Origin of the sequence: Bradyrhizobium sp. HKCCYLRH1030, assembly GCF_051168395.1 — a bacterium.
Classification (GTDB): Bacteria; Pseudomonadota; Alphaproteobacteria; order Rhizobiales; family Xanthobacteraceae; genus Bradyrhizobium.
This window is the reverse complement of sequence record NZ_JBNPUY010000010.1, coordinates 92,130-109,325: the sequence shown is the minus strand read 5'-3', so window position 1 is coordinate 109,325 and position 17,196 is coordinate 92,130. Positions and strand designations below refer to the sequence as shown.

Below are 17,196 nucleotides of genomic sequence, written 5' to 3'. Positions count from 1 at the left end.
TCGTCACATTCATCTACCTGTCGGGTCATTGATGTGACCTCACTTCGCCATACCCCTCCGCAACGAGTCGGGAGTTCCGTCGACGTTGCAGCGAGGCAAGCTTGTCCACTCTGAACCCACCCTTCGATCGCCCGGCGCACCGCGATCACGCGCAGGGCCATCCTTGTCGGTCAGCCTCTCGCCGAGCTCCCGCCGACGTCGCGGCCGACTTCAGAGAAGGATCTGTGCGATGAGCCAGCTGGTGAATGTGCGGCCCAACGAGGCCGGCGCGGGCGATCGCAAGGCGCAGAGCAGTGCAGCCGATCACGGCATGCGGCTGCTTGGTGCTATCGGCGCGGCGGCCCTGGAGCCGCAGTCGCCGACCGACGCCTGGGCGTTCTCGACGAGCGAAGCGCTCGGCACGGGATCGGTGGTCGAGCCGTTGCAGGACGTGCTCGGCAGTCTGACCGAGATCATTCGGGCCGAGGGCTCCCCGGCGGAGCGGCAGCCGGATCATCCATTCGCCGACGATCATGGCTTCGCGCTCGACCAGGAGGAGCTGGCGGGTCTGCCGGGCGTGGTGCTCAATACCTTCGATGTTGACGGTCCGGTGTGGCTCGCCGTCGAGGCGCTTGCTGCGACACAGCCCCCCGCCATCGACTACGATCTCAAGATCTGGGTCGAGCCGTCGTCCGAGCCCGACCGTCGTCCATCGCCGCACGAGAGCATCGTGGTCACGGTCGATGAGATGGAGAAGAACCGCCTCACCTTCGCCCGCCACGCACGGCCCGAGGATTTTTCGCCCGCCCCGGCGCTGGGCGCCTGGACCGGACGGCTGCGTCTGGAGCAGCGTCCTGACCTCGTGCAGCGGATCGAGCGCTATATCAGCGGGCCATGGACCGCCTGGGCCGACACCGAGCGCATGCGCCGCCGGACCATGGCGATCCATCAGCGGCTGCGCGACATGGCGGCCACGGCCGGCGACGATCAGGCGATCGAGGTCATGTGGGGCATCGCGCTGTCATCTTGGCGGCAGGGCGGGCGCGAATTCGAGTTGCCGCTGTTCGAGCGCGCGGTCGAGATCGAGATCATTGCGCGTCCGGATGCCGAGGTCAGGGTCCGGCCGCGCTTCGTCGGCGCAACCGTCAATTTGAGGGCGCTCGATGCCGTGGCGCCGGACGTGGCGCTTGCCGTGCGCGACAAGCCGGATCGCCTGGTCGAGGCGCTCGAGCAGCGCGCAGAGCTGTCGCCGTTCACGCCGATCGGCATCGATCAGATCCTGAGCGCCGCAGGCGCGCAATCCGGTTACAAGACGTCGCGCAGTCTCGCGTCTTCGGACGATGCGCCGGCCATGGAGGCCTCGGAGGCCGCGCGCACGTCGGGACGCTGGGTCATATCCGCGCGGCGGCGGCCGGAGAGCCTCGCCATGCGCGACATCGACCGTCTCAAGAACGCGATCGAGCATGCGCCGCAGAGTGAGTGCTGCCTGTCGGGAGCCGTGAGCGCGCTGCTCTCGCAGCCGGATGGACGCGGCCACGCCAATGCGCGCCGGCACCTGTCCGGCATCGTCGGCGGCCCGATCGACCTTGCGCCTGCGCCCAAGCCTGCTGCGGTCGAGCAGGGCGATCTGTTCTTCCCGCTGCCGGCTGTCGCGGAGGATGTCGAGGTCGTACGCGAACTGTCGCGGTCGGATGGCCTGATGGTCCAGTCTGTCGAACGCGACGATCGGATCACGGCGCTCGTCAACGTCGTCTGCCATCACCTCGCGCTCGGCTCGCGCGTCCTCGTCGTGTCCAGGGACGAGGCTGCACTTTCGCTGCTGCATCAGAAGCTGCCGCCGGCCATTCGCGAGCTGACCGTCAGCTCGACCGGCTCCGACAAGGACGTGCTCAGGAAGGCCGAAGCCCTGGCGGGCCGGCTGCAATCGATCCTGGATACGCCAAATCTGCGCGATCAGGTCGGGCAGATCGGCCGGCTCGAACGCGACATCATCTCGAAGCGCACGCAGATCGCATCGCTCGACGACGAGATCGCCGAGATCGTCCGGCGCAATCTGCGGCTCGCCGGCGGCTTGCCGGAGCTGCCGTTCGATTTGTTCAAGGCGCTGGTCGGCGAGCAGGACGCGCATGCCTGGTTCACCGACCGGCCGAAGCACCTGCTCGCGGCCACCGACCCGCTCGTGACGGCGGTCGACAATGCACGCGAGGCGCGGCTGCGGCTTGCCGCTGATCTCAAGCACATCGATGTCGAGTTGCCGGAGCTCGCGGCGCTTCCCGACACCGCCGCTATCCTGCGTCTGCACGCGGAGCTGCAGCACCAGGCAGGGCTGACGTCGGACGCTGGCCGCGACGAGGATCTCGCGCTCGACGCCATCGCGACCTTCGGGCTCGACGCAACCAACCGCCTGGCGGCCGATCTCGATGCGCTGGTAGCCGGCCATCGCGCCATCGCCGAGGAGACCTGGCTCGCGCGGCTGTCGCCGCTCGGCGCCGCCAAGGCCGACGCTCCCGCGGGTCTCGACAAGGTCGTGGGGTGGGCGCGTGATGCGTCGTTCCAGCTGTCGCGGAGTGCCGAATTCGCGAGGCGCCAGGTGCAGGCGCCGGTCGAGGCGTTCACCAGGAAGGACGCGATCCGCGTGGTCGAGCGGCTTGCGGCCGGCGAGAAGCCGTTCGCGCGGTTCTCGCCCTCGCGCCGCGCGCTGAAGGCCGCCGTCGAAGCGATCACGGTGGACGGTGCCTCGCCGTCGAAGCCGGCGGACTGGCAATATGTCGGGCGCTTCCTGCTGTGGCGCCACGACCTGCATGCGTTGCGCGCGCGCTGGACGTCGATCGCAACGCAGATCGGTGCACCCGCGCTTCAATTGGAATCGGCGCGGGCGTTCGATGACCTCGAGCACATCGTCAAGAGCGTCGAGGCCGCCATCGTGACGGCCGCGCTCGCCGTCCGCAGCGTGGCCGATGCCTGCTCCAAGCTGTCGGTGCCGGACGGCGACGTCAGGGCGATGCTGGCCGATGCACAGCGGCTGGCCGCGTTCGGCGCGGCGATTCGGACCGTCATGACGCGCGTATCGGGACCGCTGATCGAACTCGCTCGCCTCGGCGAATTGTTCGCCCGGGCGGGAGAACTCGCCGTCTCCGTTCAGGAGAACGTGCTGTCGCGGGTCGGTGACGCCGAGACGGAGCCGCAGGAGCTCGAAACGCGGTGGACAGGCATTCTCGCGACCATGGAGAAGATCCGCGAGGCCAGCCCGGACTACGAACTCGTCAGGACCGCCTGCCGGATGGTGACTGCAGCGGGCGCGCCGAGTCTGGCGCAGCGGCTGCGGTCCGCGCCGGGCGCGGGCGAGGCGAAGGATGCGGCGACGCTCGCGGAATGGGTGGCGGCCTGGAATTGGGCCGTGCTGATGCGGATCGAAAGTCCGGAGGAGCGGCAGCTGCTGCATGACCTCGCGGCTCAGCGCGCGCGGCTGGAGACGCGGTCGCTGGCCTTGTTCGAAGCGGTGATCGGCGCCCGCATGTCGCTGGGCATCGCGCAGAATGCGGGCGTCGCCGTCAGGCAAGCGGTGAAGCGGTTCAGGGACTCGATGCAGAAGATGGCGTCGGCCTGCTCCGGTCCGACCGCACGCCGACTTCGGCTTGCTGCGCGCAGGTCTCTCGACGGCTGGCTCGAGGAGATTCCCTGTCACGTGATGCCGGCCTGGCGTGTCGCCGAGTTGCTGCCGGCCCGGATCGGCACCTTCGATCTTCTGGTCGTCGACCACGCCTCGCGCTCCGATCTGCGCGAACTGACGGCGATGCTGCGGGCCCGCAAGGTTCTGATCAGCGACGAGCGTCACGACGACGGAGCCTTGGTCGAAGCCGGCCGCAACGATCCTGTTGTCAAACGCACCGAGACGAACACGCTGCGCCGCGTTCCACCAGCGCTGCGGCGGCTGCTGATGCCGGGTGCCTCGCTGCGCGATCTCGCCGCGATCCTGTTTCCCGATCGCATGATCGAGCTGCGCGCGCGCCCTGCCGGCGTCGAGGCAGCCTCGGTCACAGCTGCGCTGCTGCCCGCCGATACGTCCAGACCGGCCGATGCACCAGCCGCCGAGCTGCCGCGGCCGGCCCGCGCGGCAGCGCCCGCGCCGAAGCAGCGGCCGCAGCCACGGCAGGTCTTCACGACGCACTCGCTCGAAGAGGAGATCGCCACCGTCGCGAAATATCTCTCGATGGCTCGCCGCTCGGGGACGGACATCGTCACGGCTGCCGCCGGCAAGCCGGGCGCGCCCGCTATAGCGCAGCGTGCCGAGAGCCGCGCGGCTGCGCCCAAGCCCTCGCCGGAGATTCGCGTGCTGCGCCGGCGTCCGCCGCGCGATCCGGCCGCGGACATCGTGACGCCGGTTGTGACTCCGGCTCCGCCTGCGCTGCCGACCGTCGCGCAGCCAGCCACGGTCGAGCCGACCCAGCCGAGCGCGGCCGCCGTCGCTGAAGCGCCGGTCATCGTCGCCGATCGGGCTGCGGTGCCGCAGCGCCCTGCCGAAAAAAAGGTGGTTACGGCGGAGATCGAGGCGGAGTCCACGGGCGCCGCGCCGGCAGAGCCCGTGAAGCCTGCCGTCGTTGCGACACCCGCTGCGGCAGCGGCTTCTGCCACCACTGAGCCCGCTGCCGCTGCTGCGGCTACAGCCTCTGCTGCGACTTCTGCAGCGCCGGCGACCGAGATCAAGATTCATCCCTCCCTCGTCGCGATGGCGTTCAAGGCGACGGAGAACGCCGCGGCACCACACCGCCGTCGGCCGAGCCGGCGGGTGATGGCGTTTGCCGCGGCCGGATTGCTGGCAGTCGTCGGTGCGGCGGTGTCCTGGGAGCGCGCGTCGGAATGGATCCAGCTGTCCCTGAGCGGTGCGACGGCAGCGTCGGCTCTGCCGAGCGAACCGGGCGCCCATAAGGTCAGTGCAGAGCGGATCACGCCCGAGGCCAAGCCGGTGGTTGAGGCCAAGCCGGTGGTTGTCGCCGCGGCCGAGGAGCATGCCACGGTCGGCATGAGCGTGCCGGTCAGCACGCCGGCGCAGGCGTTCCTCTATCATGAGGATCCGCAGGATCCGAAGGGCAAGCGTTATCCTGGCAAGGTCACCTGGTCGATCGAGCAGACCAAGGGGCCGCGACTCGATACGGCGCCGGCGATCAAGGGTGAGATCGAGATCGAGAACGGCACCAAGGCCACGATCTCGCTGCGGCGGAACGCCGACATGGAGATGCCGGCGAGTCACATCATGGAGCTCAAGTTCGACTGGCCGGATCAGTCGGTCAGCGGCCTGACCAGCCTGAGGGGCATCGGCCTGAAGGGCGAGGAGGCCGAGCGCGGGACGGCGCTGGTGACCCAGACCGCCCGGGTGACACCGAAATACTTCATGGTCGCGCTGTCGGCCAACGAGGTCGATACCAAGCGCAACCTGATGCTCCTCAAGGGCAAGCAGTGGTTCGACATTCCGATCGTCTACGAGGGCGGCAACCGGGCGCTGCTGTCGATCGAGAAGGGACCCGACGGCGACCGCGTGTTCAAGGACGTGTTCGCCAGCTGGGGTCAGTGACGGGGTTGGCGGGCATCACGAGCGAGGACAGCATGAGCGAGAGTTCAGCGTTGCAATGGCTGCGGGCTCCCAAGCTCGCCGAGGATGCGCTGCCGGAGGATTCCCGCGCGGTGGCCTGCCGGCGCTGCGGCCGCACGGTGCAGGTCTCGCTCAGCCCGATGCGTCCGCCGAGCTTCCTGCGCGTCGAGGATCAGGTCGAGTGTCCCGAGGTGCAGGAGCGCTGGACCGGCAAGAGCGAAGGCGGGCTGTTGCTGATGATGTGCGGCGCGCTCGAGCAGTCGCTCGATGCCGAATGGGAGATCGCAGAGCCGGAGAGTGCGGCTCGACGAGAACCTGCACCAGTCTCTCCGGTGCGCCCGTCACCCGCGCCGGCGGCGTCCCTTCCAGACAGATGGGACGACGGCAGCGACGGTGATCAGGAGGAGGCGGGTGAGGGCGGCCGGCTGAAGGCCGCGTTCGCACCGGCGGCAGGTGCGCGCAAGAAGCTGATCCGCGGAGCGCTCGGCGTCGTGGTCCTCGGCATCGTCTTCCTCGGCGGCGTGCTGTTGCCGCTACGCGAGATCAGGCTGCTGATTCAGGCGCCGCCTGGGTCGGCCGGATCGTCGAGCTCGCAGCAGGAGGCGCAGTCCGCCGCGCCGCTGCCTCCGCCGCGCCGGATCCTGCTGGAAGCCGCCGGCGCGCGCCAGGACGCCGCGCGATCGCCGTCCAGCGCCTTCATCGCGCCGCGCCAGGATGCTCCGGCACTCGAGGCGACGCTGGCGCGATCATCCGACGCGGCAGCCATTCCGCGGCCCGCGCCGGCGGCGGAAGCCGGGCCGAAGCTGCGCGTGCCTGAGCTGGTTGCGATCGCCGGTGGCAGCTTTGCGATGGGCGGCGACGACGAGTCCGAGCAGCCGGCGCATCAGGTCAGCGTGCGACCGTTCTCGCTCGGCAAGCATCCCGTGACGATCGGCGAGTGGAAGCAGTGTGTCGCCGCGGCAAGCTGCGCCGACATCGCGGCCGGTGCGGATGATCGTCCGGTCACCAACCTGAGCTACGACGACACGCAGGCCTATCTCGCCTGGCTGTCGAAGGCGACCGGCAAGTCGTTCCGGCTGCCGACCGAGGCCGAGTGGGAATATGCCGCGCGCGGCGGCCAGCGCACCCGCTATTGGTGGGGCGATCGCATGCGCCCCGGCATGGCCAGTTGCAAGGGCTGCAACGGCACGGGCGACGCCGAGACCGACCAGCCGCCGAAGATCGGCAGCGTCCAGGCCAATCCTTACGGCCTGTTCGACATGGGCGGCGGCGTCGGCCAGTGGGTCGCCGACAGCTGGCACAAGAACTACAAGGGCGCGCCGGCGGACGGATCGGCCTGGCTCGAGGAAGGCAGCTATGCCCGTGTCATCCGCTCGGGATCGTGGAAGAACGGCGCCGCCGATGCGCGGGCCGGCAGCCGCGACCGCTATGACGGCCGCATCCGGCATCCGACCCTGGGTTTCCGCGTCGCGCTCTCACCATAGGGGATTTGCATGCTGCCGAGGTCTGCGCGACTCTGCCTCATCCTGACCGCATCGCTCGTGCTCGCGCCGTCATTGGCGCCGGCCAAGGGAACGAAGGCTGCGAAGGATGCCCGCGTCTATTTCATCTCTCCTGCGGACGGGGAGACGGTGACCGGGCCCTTCATCGCTCGCTTCGGACTGCGCAACATGGGCGTTACCCATGCGGGCGACGATTTCGCCGGCAGTGGCCATCATCATCTTCTGGTCGACGTCGACGAGACGATGCAGGCCGGCGAGGAGATTCCGCGCGACAAGAAACACGTTCATTACGCAGCGGGGGAGACGGAGGCGCGGATCGAATTGTCGCCCGGCAAGCACACGCTGCAGCTCGTGCTGGGCGACACCAGGCATCTCAACTTCGATCCGCCCGTGATCTCCGAGAAGATCATGATCACGGTGAGCAAGCCGAACGGAGGCGAGCAGGAGGCGCGCGCGACGCGCAGCGTCACCGTCCGAAGCCGACCGCAGATCCGATCCGTACCAACCGAGCCGCCGGCCCAGCCCGAGCCGTCGCCGGAGATGACGAAGTCGCCCGAGAGCTCCGACTTCATCAGCCGCGTCTTCTCCGGAACGAAGTGACGAGCCTTCCATTCCCGACGGCCGGGCGCGTGATGCGCGTCGCCTTGCGCGCGACCGTGGGACGCAAGCTCGCTCGCTCCTCGAGGATCCATCGCTGAGGGCGGCGCTTGTCGCGCGATGGCGGCAAGGACGATCCATCATCATCCTGCCCCTGCCGCAGCGATGGAATGACGCATGTCGAAATCCGCGCCAGGGCTCGCGAGGCATGCGCCGCACTGGGCGGCGCAAGCGCACCTCACCCGGCAAATGGCCGCTCGTCCTGGCGCGCGTCCATGGCAGATCCCGACGCAAAAGGGGACGTCGTTGCCGAGGCATCCGACACGTCGTTTTCCTGCAGCGACTCGCCATCCTGGTCGGCAGTCCGTGTCGGCAAGGGCATTGCCCGCGCCCAGGATCAGGATGGCTGCGCCGTTGTCCGCACGGATGTGCGTTTGACGGCCGGACGATGCGTGCGCAAGCAGCCGCATCGTCATCATCCACCATCGATCTCGATCCGGTCGTGCGAACGATGGCGACGCTCAAAAAAAAATTCTGAGGCTTAAGGTCGCAGCCTTGTAGCTGTCGGTTCCTTTCTCGCCTCACCATGGTCACAGCGGCAATCGGGCAGGAGTGTGGTCCCGCACACAGCGCCGGCCACGCCTTGTGCGGGAGCAAAGCGCATGCGCCTCGCGATGATGCTGCTACATCCTTGCGAATCAATATCAGTTGCAATGCGCGGGGAACCGCGCGCGTTGTCGAGTCCTGAAAAGATCAGCAGCCTGCCGACACGGTTCAATCCTGACGGGACCGCATGTGAGTTCGCATCTCAGCGACATTGCGGCCGGATGCGGAACGTTTCGAGCCGCGCCTGCGTGATCGAGGCCATCCGCCGCGGCTGATGATGTCCAAGTTTCGTTGAAATCTCCTCCCCTTTGTAGCCTGCGCATCGAGCGCTGTTGGCGCCGATGGCGCAGTCTTCGAGGAGGGATTTGATTATGAAGGTCATCAAGCTGATGGGCGTGGTCTTGGCGGCGGGTCTGGCGTCGGGCTCCGCAGCGCTCGCCGACGGCTACAAGGATTGCACCAAGCTCGACAAGGCGTCGTGGAAGACCACCGCCGAGGCCGAGGCAAAGGCGAAGGCCGCGGGCTACGAGGTTCGACAGACCAAGATCGAGGGCACCTGCTACGAGGTCTACGGCGTCAAGGGCGGTAAGCTCTATGAGCTGTTCTACAGCCCCGAAGACCTCGCGCTGAAGCACACCAAGGCGAAGTGATCTGATGGTCATGCGTGACGCAGGCCAGGCACAGCGGAGCGTCTTCTCCGAGACGCCGGCGAACTCGGGTTCGGGGACCGTAGCGGTCTGGGATTTTCCGCTGCGCGTCTGGCACTGGTCGCTCGCGGCCTTCGTGCTCGTCGCCTGCGTCACGCCCAACACGTTCGATCGCCTGCATCGCCTGGCGGGCTATGCCGTCATCGGTCTTCTCGCCTTCAGGCTGATCTGGGGACTGATCGGCAGCCGTCATTCGCTGTTTGCGCGGATCAGCCTCAAGCTGCGGGCGGCGCCTCAGTACATCGTGGGCATGTTGCGCGGAGAGACGGGACGCTATCTGGGCCTGAACCCGGCAGGGGCCGCGATGCTGGTCGTGATGCTTGCGCTTCTGATCGTCTCGACCATCAGCGGCGTCATGCAGGTCTCGATCCGGTTCTTCGGCGTCGGCTGGATCGAGCAGGCGCATGCGCTGTCGTCCAATGCCATCATCGCCCTGATCGCCGTGCATGTGCTCGGCACGGTGTGGATGAGCGTGCTGCAGCGGGAGAATTTGATGCGCGCGATGGTGACGGGACGCAAGCGCGTGCCTGGCATCATGCGCGCCGCGCCTGCGGTGGCGCGCAGCGTCGCACGCCAGAGCCCGGAGCCCGAGCCGATGGCGGACGAGGAGCACGTATCCGTTGTACCCGATCTGCCGCCCCTGCGCGTGAATCCGGCCCCCGGCACCGCGAAGCCTGCGCGTATGCCGCGATCCCTCAGCATTCACGACAGGCGGCTGGGGGTCGGCAGGTGAGACGGCGGGCATCGGTCGTGTGCGCTCGCCGGCGATATGTGCGTGCAGGCCCGCGCCTGATTTCATTTCTAGTGCGCGCAAGGCTTGTCCGCGCACGGCTCGAGCTGGATGGGCGCACACGCATATTGCGGTCCATGCCGCGTGAGACCAGCACGAGCGTGTCCCTTCGTGCATCTCGCTCGCACTCGTCTCGATGAGCGGGCGCATGAGGATCATGCATGTGCTGTGCGCAGCGTAGGCGGTCGATCGTGAGTCTCGTGTGGTTCGCGGCGCGCGACGGCGCTGCATGACCTGTCGTGTCTCATATCAGCACAGATGCGAACTAAGGCGATTGTGCTGCTACCGACCGCAGTGACCGCTGATTTTCGTCGTTGTCATTCGGCGCTGTGCATCGGCGATGCTCGAGCCCGCGCGTTTGCGCGGCGACTTGACGCCGTACAACTAATAAATTCGCGCGCTTTGTCGCACACACAGATGTTGTCAAATTTCGACACGGCAAATTGCCGCATTCGGGACTTTATAGTCGTTCTATGAAGTGTCGAAGGCTCGTCGAAACAGGCGAGCGCTGGAAGACGTTCGGCACATTCGGGTGAATTCGGGACAGGGACATACAGCATGAATCTCTTTGGGAAGGTACAGGCAGCAGGAGCCGCCGTGCTGTTGATCGCGGCGTTCGCGCTGCCGGCAGGTGCGGCTGAGACGACCATCGAGATATCGGTCAAGGACAACAAGTTTCAGCCGGCGGAGATGAAGGCGCCGGCCAACACGCCGATCGTGTTCAAGGTCAAGAATCTGGATGGCGCGCCGGTCGAGTTCGAGAGCGAGCCCCTGGAGTTCGAGACGGTGATCAAGCCCAACATGGAAGGCGTCGTGAAGGTCAAGGCGCAGAAGCCGGGACGCTACGAATTCTTCGACGACTTCCATCAGGGCAACAAGGGCGCGCTGATCATCGAGTGATCCGACCTTCGACGCCGTGATGCCGGGATGCGTCACGCCGCGGGCGCCGCGCTTCGCGGGTTGCCGAACTCGACGGAGACGAGGCTCTTTGGAACGGGCAGCACGAGAGACGGTCGCTTCCAGACGTGGCATCGGTCGCGACGTCTCACGGTGCCAGGAGGAGACGGTTGCGATCACCGTGCTGCTCGTGACGCTGTTCGGAGTCGCGCCGTCCTACGGTCAGGCCGTCACGCCGGGGAGTCAGGTCAGGGCCTATGCAGATCCGGGGACCACCGACGCCGGACCGGTGGTGGTCGTACCCAATCGCCGCCGCCAGCCGGTGAGGCCGGCGAACAGCAATGGACCGCTGGTCATTCCGCAGGTGATCGTTTCGCCGGGCGGGGTCGAGCCGGAGCCGAAGGCGGCCACGCAGGTGGACGAGGCTCCACCGCCGCGGCCGCGGTCTCCGATCGATGCGGGCGCGGGCGCGCTCCCGCAGGCCGCGCGCCGCGAGCCGGCGCCGCGTCTGGCTCCGGTTCGAAACGGCTTTTTCGGTGCACCGTCCGCCGGCCTCCTGGTCGGCGGCTGCCTGTCGACGCCGGGCCGGCTGTCGGTCACGAACGTGCCCAATCGCTGCCTGGACGCGCTGGCGTTCGCCGTCAGTCCGCCGCCGGCCACGCGTGGCGTGCTGCCGCGCAACCTGCCGCCGATTCCGCGACAGGATGCGCAGCCGATTCCGCCCGTTCTGGCGGACAAGCCCAAGATGCGGCTGCCGCCGGTGAACAAGGGGCAGAAGCCGCAGGAGCAGCCGCAGCCGCCGATGATGGCGGAAGACCCCTATGAGCCCAAGGGCATCACGGTGGGAAACTTCATCCTGAAGCCTGCGTTCGAAATGTCCTCAGGCTTCGACAGCAATCCCGGCCGTGTGCCGCAAGGCAAGGGCTCGGCCTTCGTCAGCGTTGCGCCGGTCCTGCTCGTGCGCTCTCAGTTCGAGCGGCATCTGCTCAACGCCGATGTGCGCGTCGGCTACATCGACTATGCGAAGCTCCGGCAGCTCAGCAGGCCTACCGTCGACGCCAAGGTGAATGGGCGCTACGACATCACCGATACGTTTGCGCTCAACGGCGAGGGCCACGTTGCCGTCGATGCCGATGATCCCGGCACGCCGCGCTTCGCCGGCCGGTTCGCCAGGATTCCGCTCGCCTCCACCGTCGGCGGCTCGGCGGGCGTCACCAAGCGGTTCGAGGAGGTCGAGGTCTCGACCAAGGCCGCCATCGACCGCGTCGCGTTCCAGAACGCGCCGCTCGTCGACGGCCAGATCGTCAGCAATGCCGATCGCAACTTCGTCCAATACGGCTCGCAGAGCCGCATCACCTACAATCTGACGCCGGAGATCCGTCCCTTCGTCGACGTCGCCGTCGATCGCCGCGTTCACGACATCGCGGTCGATGCCGAAGGCTTCCGCCGCGACTCCACCGGGACGGCGGTCGAGGCCGGCGTGACCTTCAACTACGCCGACAAGCTGACAGGCGACGTCGCCGTCGGCTATCTGACGCGCCGCTATCAGGATCCGATGCTCAAGCCGGTCAACGGCTTCATTGCCGACGCCAATCTGACATGGCAGTTCGCCAAGGAGACGGCGATCGCGCTGGGGGCCAAGTCGCAGGTGGTGGAGATCACCGAGCCCGGCATTTCCGGCGTGCTCAAGCGCGACGTCACCGTCGGCATCGAGCATCAGTTCGAGCCCTGGCTCGTCGGCACGTTCCTCGCCGGCTATGGCGAGGACGCGTTCACCGGCACGACGCGGGTCGACAACCGCTATCTGGTCGAGCTCGGCATGCTCTACAAGTTCTCACGCCTGCTGCAGCTCAGGGCCAGCGTCCGGCGCGAGGAGACGCGCTCCAACTTCCGCGAAAACAATCTGTCGGCGACCGTGGTGCAGGTCGGCGCGCGGGTACAGTACTAGACGAACGTTTCCATCCAATCGGCATGCGTGGTGGGTTGAGTCCCCACAGTCTCCAACGCTGTCGTGCCTCGCGAAAGCGGGGCATCCAGTACTTCCGTGGCGGCAGATGCCGAACCGAAACGTCACGGCGTACTGGATCGTCCGCCTCGGACGATGACAGCGAGGATACCCATCTCCGAATATGAGAGGAGACTTTGGAAAAGGTCGTCTCGCGGGAATTCCGGCCGGATACGGAAAGGTCTCGCGTTCCTTCGTCCGCGCGACCTAGGCCCAGCAGACGCAAAAAGCAGCGCTCGCGCCATTGCGAACGCTGCCAAGTCTTCAAGATACACGCGTCGAACGACGCACGGTCTACTTCTTCTGGTTGAAGTTCACGTCGAGGCTGAAGCTGAACTGATCGTCCGTCAGTCCGGACGGCGGCGCAGGCACAGGGTCGGAGCGGCGGATCATCGCCAGCGCGGCATCGTCGAACATCGAGTCGCCGGACGACTGCATGACGGACGCAGAAACCACCTTGCCGGCCCGGCTCAGCACCAGCGCCACCTTGACCGTGCCATTGTGCTTCTTGCCTTCCGGATAGCGCTTGTGCAGCTCGAAATAGGCGCTGATCTTTCGGCCCCAATCGTTGGTCAGCTTCTGCTTGTCCTTGCCCATTCCCGGATTGGGGGCCTTGGCCGTCTCGGCCGGCGGCGCGGCCTCGTCCAGCGCCTTGCGGGCCGATTCTTCCTGCGCAGCAGATGCGACCGACGCCTCGGCCTGCTGGGTTGCCTGCTGCTGTTCCTCCTTCTCCGGCTTCTTGGGATCGTTCTGCGTGACGACCCGATCGGCCTCCTCCTCTGTCTCGGTCGGCTTGTCCTTGACGGCGTCGGACTCCTTGACTTCGGCGGTCTGCTGCATCTGCTCCGGCGCAGCTTCGGCCGCGTCGCTGTCGGGACCCGGCGGAAGATCGTTGTCCTCGACCTGGGGAGAGGCGATCTCGAGCGCGAATTCGGCGCCGGCCGCGCCGAGACCGCCGTCCGCGTCATTGCCGCTGAGATGGACGACCGCGAGCGCGGCGCCGCCACCGTGCAGCATGAGGGCGCCGATCGCGGCTGAGATCCACAAGCGGCGCGATGCTCCCTGATACTTGTGTTCGACCATTCTTCAGTTCCGTCGTTTCACTGGTTTCAATGTGCAGCCTGGGCGGCGGCCTGTGAGACGCCTTCGACAGTCACGAGCTTGATCTTCGGATAGCCGCCGGTCCGCAGCAGCTCCATCACGTCCATCAGCTCTCCATACGCCACGCCCCGGTCGGCGCGCAGGAAGATGAACTTGTCCTTCGCCGCCTCGGGGATGTGCTCGAGCGTGCTCACCAGGCTCGCCCGTTTCACCGGCTCCTCGCCGACGAACAGCGTCAGATCCGGCTTGATGCTGACATAGATCGGCTTGTCCGGCTTCTTCTGCGGCGTGGCCGTCGATGTCGGGAGATCGACCGGCACGTCGACCGTCGACAGCGGTGCCGCCACCATGAAGATGATCAGCAGCACCAGGATCACGTCGATGAAGGGCGTGACGTTGATGTCGCTCGTCTCGCCGAGATCATCGTCGCCATCGCCTTCCGAGAGAGAGACGGCCATGGAGCTACTCCGCCGCCAGCGCCATCGGAGGCGCAGAGTGGACGTGGATCGGCTCGAAGCGCTCGCCGTGATGGCTGCTGTGGTGGCTCTGGCCGCGATCCAGATCGCGCGACAACATCCGGGCGGTGGCGCCGGAGGACCGGTTCACGAGCTCCATGTAGCCCTTCGTCACCCGTGTGAAGTGATTGTAGATGATCACGGCCGGGATCGCGGCGACGAGGCCGATGGCGGTTGCGAGAAGCGCTTCGGCGATGCCGGGCGCGACGACGGCGAGGTTCGTGGTCTGCGACTTCGAGATGCCGATGAAGCTGTTCATGATGCCCCAGACCGTGCCGAACAGGCCGACGAAGGGCGAGATCGAGCCGATCGTGGCGAGCAGGCCCATGCCGGTCCGGCAACGCCGGCCCTCGGCACGTACGATCTCGGAGAAGCTCGACGCGGCGCGCTCGTTGACGCCGTGAGACGGCAGTTCGGACGACATTCTGATCTCGTGCATGGCGGCGTCGATCAGAGCCGTCAGCACGTTCTGGCGTGATCCCAGCGCGAGCTTGGCTTCCGACAGCCAGCGTACGTCGTCGACCTTGCGCAGCGCGCCGCTCAGCTTCCGGCGCAGGATGGAGAACTCGATGGTCTTGGCGATGAAGACGGTCCAGGTCGCAAGCGAGGCGAGCGCGAGCCCCATCATGACCGACTTCACGAGAATGTCGGCGGCCAGGAACATCGACCATGGCGACAGATCATGCGGCACGTGTGATGCCGCTTGCGCACCGCCTTGTGCCGCGCCCTGGGCCGGCTTCTCTGCCTGGTCCTTCGCCTTGTCGCCCGCTGCCGTGTCCGTGACGGCTTCGGTCGCGGTCGACGGTTGGGTGTCGTTCGTTGCGGCGGCCGGTGCCTGGTTCGTTGCACCAGCTTGCGGCGTGGTCGCGGCCGGAGCCGGCGAAGGCGCGGCCGTCGTCGCGACGCCGTTGGTCGTCGAAGCCGCTGCCGTGGGCGCGGGCTGGGCAACGGCGGGGGCTGTCTGCGCCTGTCCGACGGTCATCGGCTTCGGAGCCGCGCCCTGAGCTTGAGCTGCGTGCGCGACGGGAGCCGGCGCACTGGCGGCGTTGGCGGGCGCAGCGGCAGGCGCCTGCGTGGCGGCCGCCGTCGTCGGAGCCTGAACGGATTTCGCGCCGGTCGGCGTCGTCGGACTCGGTGTTGTGTTCTGCGGGGCGGTGGCAGCCTGGCCAGGTCTCGGCGACGTGGCCGGCTGCTCGGCATGCGCCATGGCGCCGGCCGAAACGGCTGCGATCACCGCTCCTACATGAAGAACGATCCTGAACATGTTGCTGCGTACCCCTTGGTAGTTATCTTCTCTGTAATGCTTCTAGTCGTAACCCGGCTGTTTTGAGACGGCGCGTTGACTCAAAGCGGGAACATCAATGTCGGCAGTCACTCCGGTGAGTGCGATGCCAGATGAAAAATCGAATCGTGTGATCTGCGTAACAGCTCGCGATGCTGCCCATCGCGTCATAACTCCCTGAAAGTCCTGACCTGGGGCGCGACGAGCCGTGCACGGTTCCGCCAACGCGGCTGCCTGTCACGCAAATGCCGCCGTTCGGTCTTCCATCAATTCTAATTAGTCGGCGCCGGCGTGATGGTCCCGTTCGGTGGGCGCGAGGGCATCACGCGCGTTCTTCGAGACGTGATGCCGCCGGAAAGGGCTCGAAAGCGTCGAGATCCGAATCAGGGTGCGGTGGAATCAGGTTTGTTTGAAAAAACGGGCCCCGCGCGATCTGGTCAAGCCGCGAGCGGTGGCTGAAGTTCGCGAATCGCACACGCTTGCCGGCGTAGCAAGATCGTGCTGCTCGCAAGCGGCGGTCTGCCGGCAGTCAAGGACGTGTGACAGCTCAAGGAAGAGACAGGCGGCCGCTTGTGAGGTGGACGGTGGTCCATCGCGAAGGCTGAGAACGGCTCCGCAGCGATGTGGTCATCGTCCGAACGAATGAGCCGGGCTGCATGTGTGCAACCCGGCTCGTAGACGATCGAAAACAACGTGAGCATGGCGACCGAAGGCGGATATTGAGACGCGCGTTTCCTTGGAAGCAGCGGTCGATGCCGGGTCTATCGCTTGCCATCTCGACCGCTGTCATGCTCCGCGAAGGCAGTGCATCCAGCAATCCGCGAAGATGATGAACCGAGATGTCACGGCGTACCAGATCGTCCGCGTTCGCGGACGATGACAGTGAGGGTCTACATATCTGCATCAATAGGGCTGGAACGTTGAAAACGGTCGTCTAGTTCTCGGCCCAGTAGCGGATCAGGTTGTGATAGAGGCCGGTCAGCCGCACCATCTCCGGATCGTCGCGTCCCATCCGCTGCGACAATCCCTGGATCGTCGTGTCGAGATCGAAGATCATGCTGCGCGCGAGGGGATCGCGGATCATGCTCTGCAGCCAGAAGAACGAGGCGACGCGGACGCCGCGCGTCACCGGGGTGACCATGTGCAGGCTCGAGGCGGGATACAGCACGAGGTCGCCGGCCGGCAGCTTGACCTGGTGCGAGCCGTACAGATCCTCGATGACCAGCTCGCCGCCGTCGTAATCCTCCGGCTCGGACAGAAACAGCGTGACCGAAAGGTCGGTGCGAATGCGCAGGCCGGTGAGCGTGTCGCCGCGGACCGCGTTGTCGACGTGGATGCCGAAATGGTGGCCCGACTCCGCGCTGTAGCGGTTGAACAGCGGCGGGAAGATCTGCTGCGGGATGGCGGCGGCGAGAAAGCGCGGATTGGCGGTCATCGCCGAAATGATGCGGTGGCCGAGCTTGCGCGCCACCTCGCTGTCGGGCGGCAACTGCTCGTTGCGCTTGACCATGGCCGACTGGGCGCCGGCCGTCGAGCGACCGTCCTCCCAGTCGCTGTCGTCCATGATGTGGCGGAAGTCCGCCACATCGTCTTTGCTCAAAACTCCGGGGACACAGATCAGCATGAAC

11 protein-coding genes are annotated in these 17,196 nt (G+C 66.7%); 7 read left to right on the top strand and 4 right to left on the bottom strand.

Features of this window, described 5'->3' with window-relative positions; translation table 11 throughout:
- Window positions 1-229 precede the first annotated feature (229 nt).
- The 7 genes from ACQR1E_RS26450 to ACQR1E_RS26420 all read left to right on the top strand — a co-directional run bounded on the left by ACQR1E_RS26450 (window position 230) and on the right by ACQR1E_RS26420 (window position 12,613).
- Complete coding sequence (locus tag ACQR1E_RS26450) at window positions 230-5,548, top strand: AAA family ATPase (RefSeq protein ID WP_434897768.1); 5,319 nt, start codon at window positions 230-232, stop codon at window positions 5,546-5,548.
- Between the two features lie 32 nt (window positions 5,549-5,580).
- Window positions 5,581-7,050 carry a formylglycine-generating enzyme family protein gene (locus ACQR1E_RS26445; protein ID WP_434897767.1) on the top strand — a complete coding sequence of 490 codons (1,470 nt, stop codon included), beginning with the start codon at window positions 5,581-5,583 and terminating at the stop codon, window positions 7,048-7,050.
- A 9-nt stretch (window positions 7,051-7,059) separates the two neighbouring features.
- Window positions 7,060-7,668 carry a DUF4399 domain-containing protein gene (locus ACQR1E_RS26440; protein ID WP_315716490.1) on the top strand — a complete coding sequence of 203 codons (609 nt, stop codon included), beginning with the start codon at window positions 7,060-7,062 and terminating at the stop codon, window positions 7,666-7,668.
- 974 nt (window positions 7,669-8,642) lie between these two features.
- Window positions 8,643-8,921 carry a PepSY domain-containing protein gene (locus ACQR1E_RS26435; RefSeq protein WP_315716492.1) on the top strand — a complete coding sequence of 93 codons (279 nt, stop codon included), beginning with the start codon at window positions 8,643-8,645 and terminating at the stop codon, window positions 8,919-8,921.
- Between the two features lie 10 nt (window positions 8,922-8,931).
- On the top strand, window positions 8,932-9,711 hold the full coding sequence (locus ACQR1E_RS26430; RefSeq protein ID WP_434897814.1) for a cytochrome b/b6 domain-containing protein: 780 nt from the start codon (window positions 8,932-8,934) through the stop codon (window positions 9,709-9,711).
- A gap of 615 nt (window positions 9,712-10,326) precedes the next feature.
- Window positions 10,327-10,668 (top strand): cupredoxin domain-containing protein, encoded by a 342-nt coding sequence (locus ACQR1E_RS26425; protein WP_315716494.1) that lies wholly within the window; start codon window positions 10,327-10,329, stop codon window positions 10,666-10,668.
- A gap of 88 nt (window positions 10,669-10,756) precedes the next feature.
- Window positions 10,757-12,613: an outer membrane beta-barrel protein gene (locus ACQR1E_RS26420; protein WP_316167912.1), complete on the top strand. Its 1,857-nt coding sequence runs from the start codon at window positions 10,757-10,759 to the stop codon at window positions 12,611-12,613.
- Between the two features lie 351 nt (window positions 12,614-12,964).
- Here the strand turns inward: ACQR1E_RS26420 and ACQR1E_RS26415 are convergent, their stop codons facing one another.
- The 4 genes from ACQR1E_RS26415 to ACQR1E_RS26400 all read right to left on the bottom strand — a co-directional run bounded on the left by ACQR1E_RS26415 (window position 12,965) and on the right by ACQR1E_RS26400 (window position 17,192).
- Window positions 12,965-13,753: an energy transducer TonB gene (locus ACQR1E_RS26415; protein WP_315753745.1), complete on the bottom strand. Its 789-nt coding sequence runs from the start codon at window positions 13,751-13,753 to the stop codon at window positions 12,965-12,967.
- A 26-nt stretch (window positions 13,754-13,779) separates the two neighbouring features.
- Window positions 13,780-14,229, bottom strand: coding sequence for a TonB system transport protein ExbD (gene exbD / locus ACQR1E_RS26410; protein ID WP_315716497.1), 450 nt, complete (start codon window positions 14,227-14,229; stop codon window positions 13,780-13,782).
- A 4-nt stretch (window positions 14,230-14,233) separates the two neighbouring features.
- On the bottom strand, window positions 14,234-15,550 hold the full coding sequence (exbB, locus tag ACQR1E_RS26405) for a tonB-system energizer ExbB (RefSeq protein ID WP_434897766.1): 1,317 nt from the start codon (window positions 15,548-15,550) through the stop codon (window positions 14,234-14,236).
- 952 nt (window positions 15,551-16,502) lie between these two features.
- A complete protein-coding gene (locus ACQR1E_RS26400) occupies window positions 16,503-17,192 on the bottom strand; it encodes a Fe2+-dependent dioxygenase (RefSeq protein ID WP_434897765.1) in 690 nt (229 codons plus the stop codon).
- Between the last annotated feature and the right edge of the window lie 4 nt (window positions 17,193-17,196).

Excerpts from the sequence above, each read along its gene's own strand:
- ACQR1E_RS26445 (WP_434897767.1), top strand. The coding sequence starts at position 5,581 with ATGAGCGAGAGTTCAGCGTTGCAATGGCTGCGGGCTCCCAAGCTCGCC.
- ACQR1E_RS26435 (WP_315716492.1), top strand. The coding sequence starts at position 8,643 with ATGAAGGTCATCAAGCTGATGGGCGTGGTCTTGGCGGCGGGTCTGGCG.
- ACQR1E_RS26400 (WP_434897765.1), bottom strand. The coding sequence starts at position 17,192 with ATGCTGATCTGTGTCCCCGGAGTTTTGAGCAAAGACGATGTGGCGGAC.
- exbD (WP_315716497.1), bottom strand. The coding sequence starts at position 14,229 with ATGGCCGTCTCTCTCTCGGAAGGCGATGGCGACGATGATCTCGGCGAG.
- ACQR1E_RS26415 (WP_315753745.1), bottom strand. The coding sequence starts at position 13,753 with ATGGTCGAACACAAGTATCAGGGAGCATCGCGCCGCTTGTGGATCTCA.
- ACQR1E_RS26425 (WP_315716494.1), top strand. The coding sequence starts at position 10,327 with ATGAATCTCTTTGGGAAGGTACAGGCAGCAGGAGCCGCCGTGCTGTTG.
- ACQR1E_RS26440 (WP_315716490.1), top strand. The coding sequence starts at position 7,060 with ATGCTGCCGAGGTCTGCGCGACTCTGCCTCATCCTGACCGCATCGCTC.
- exbB (WP_434897766.1), bottom strand. The coding sequence starts at position 15,550 with ATGTTCAGGATCGTTCTTCATGTAGGAGCGGTGATCGCAGCCGTTTCG.
- ACQR1E_RS26450 (WP_434897768.1), top strand. The coding sequence starts at position 230 with ATGAGCCAGCTGGTGAATGTGCGGCCCAACGAGGCCGGCGCGGGCGAT.
- ACQR1E_RS26430 (WP_434897814.1), top strand. The coding sequence starts at position 8,932 with ATGCGTGACGCAGGCCAGGCACAGCGGAGCGTCTTCTCCGAGACGCCG.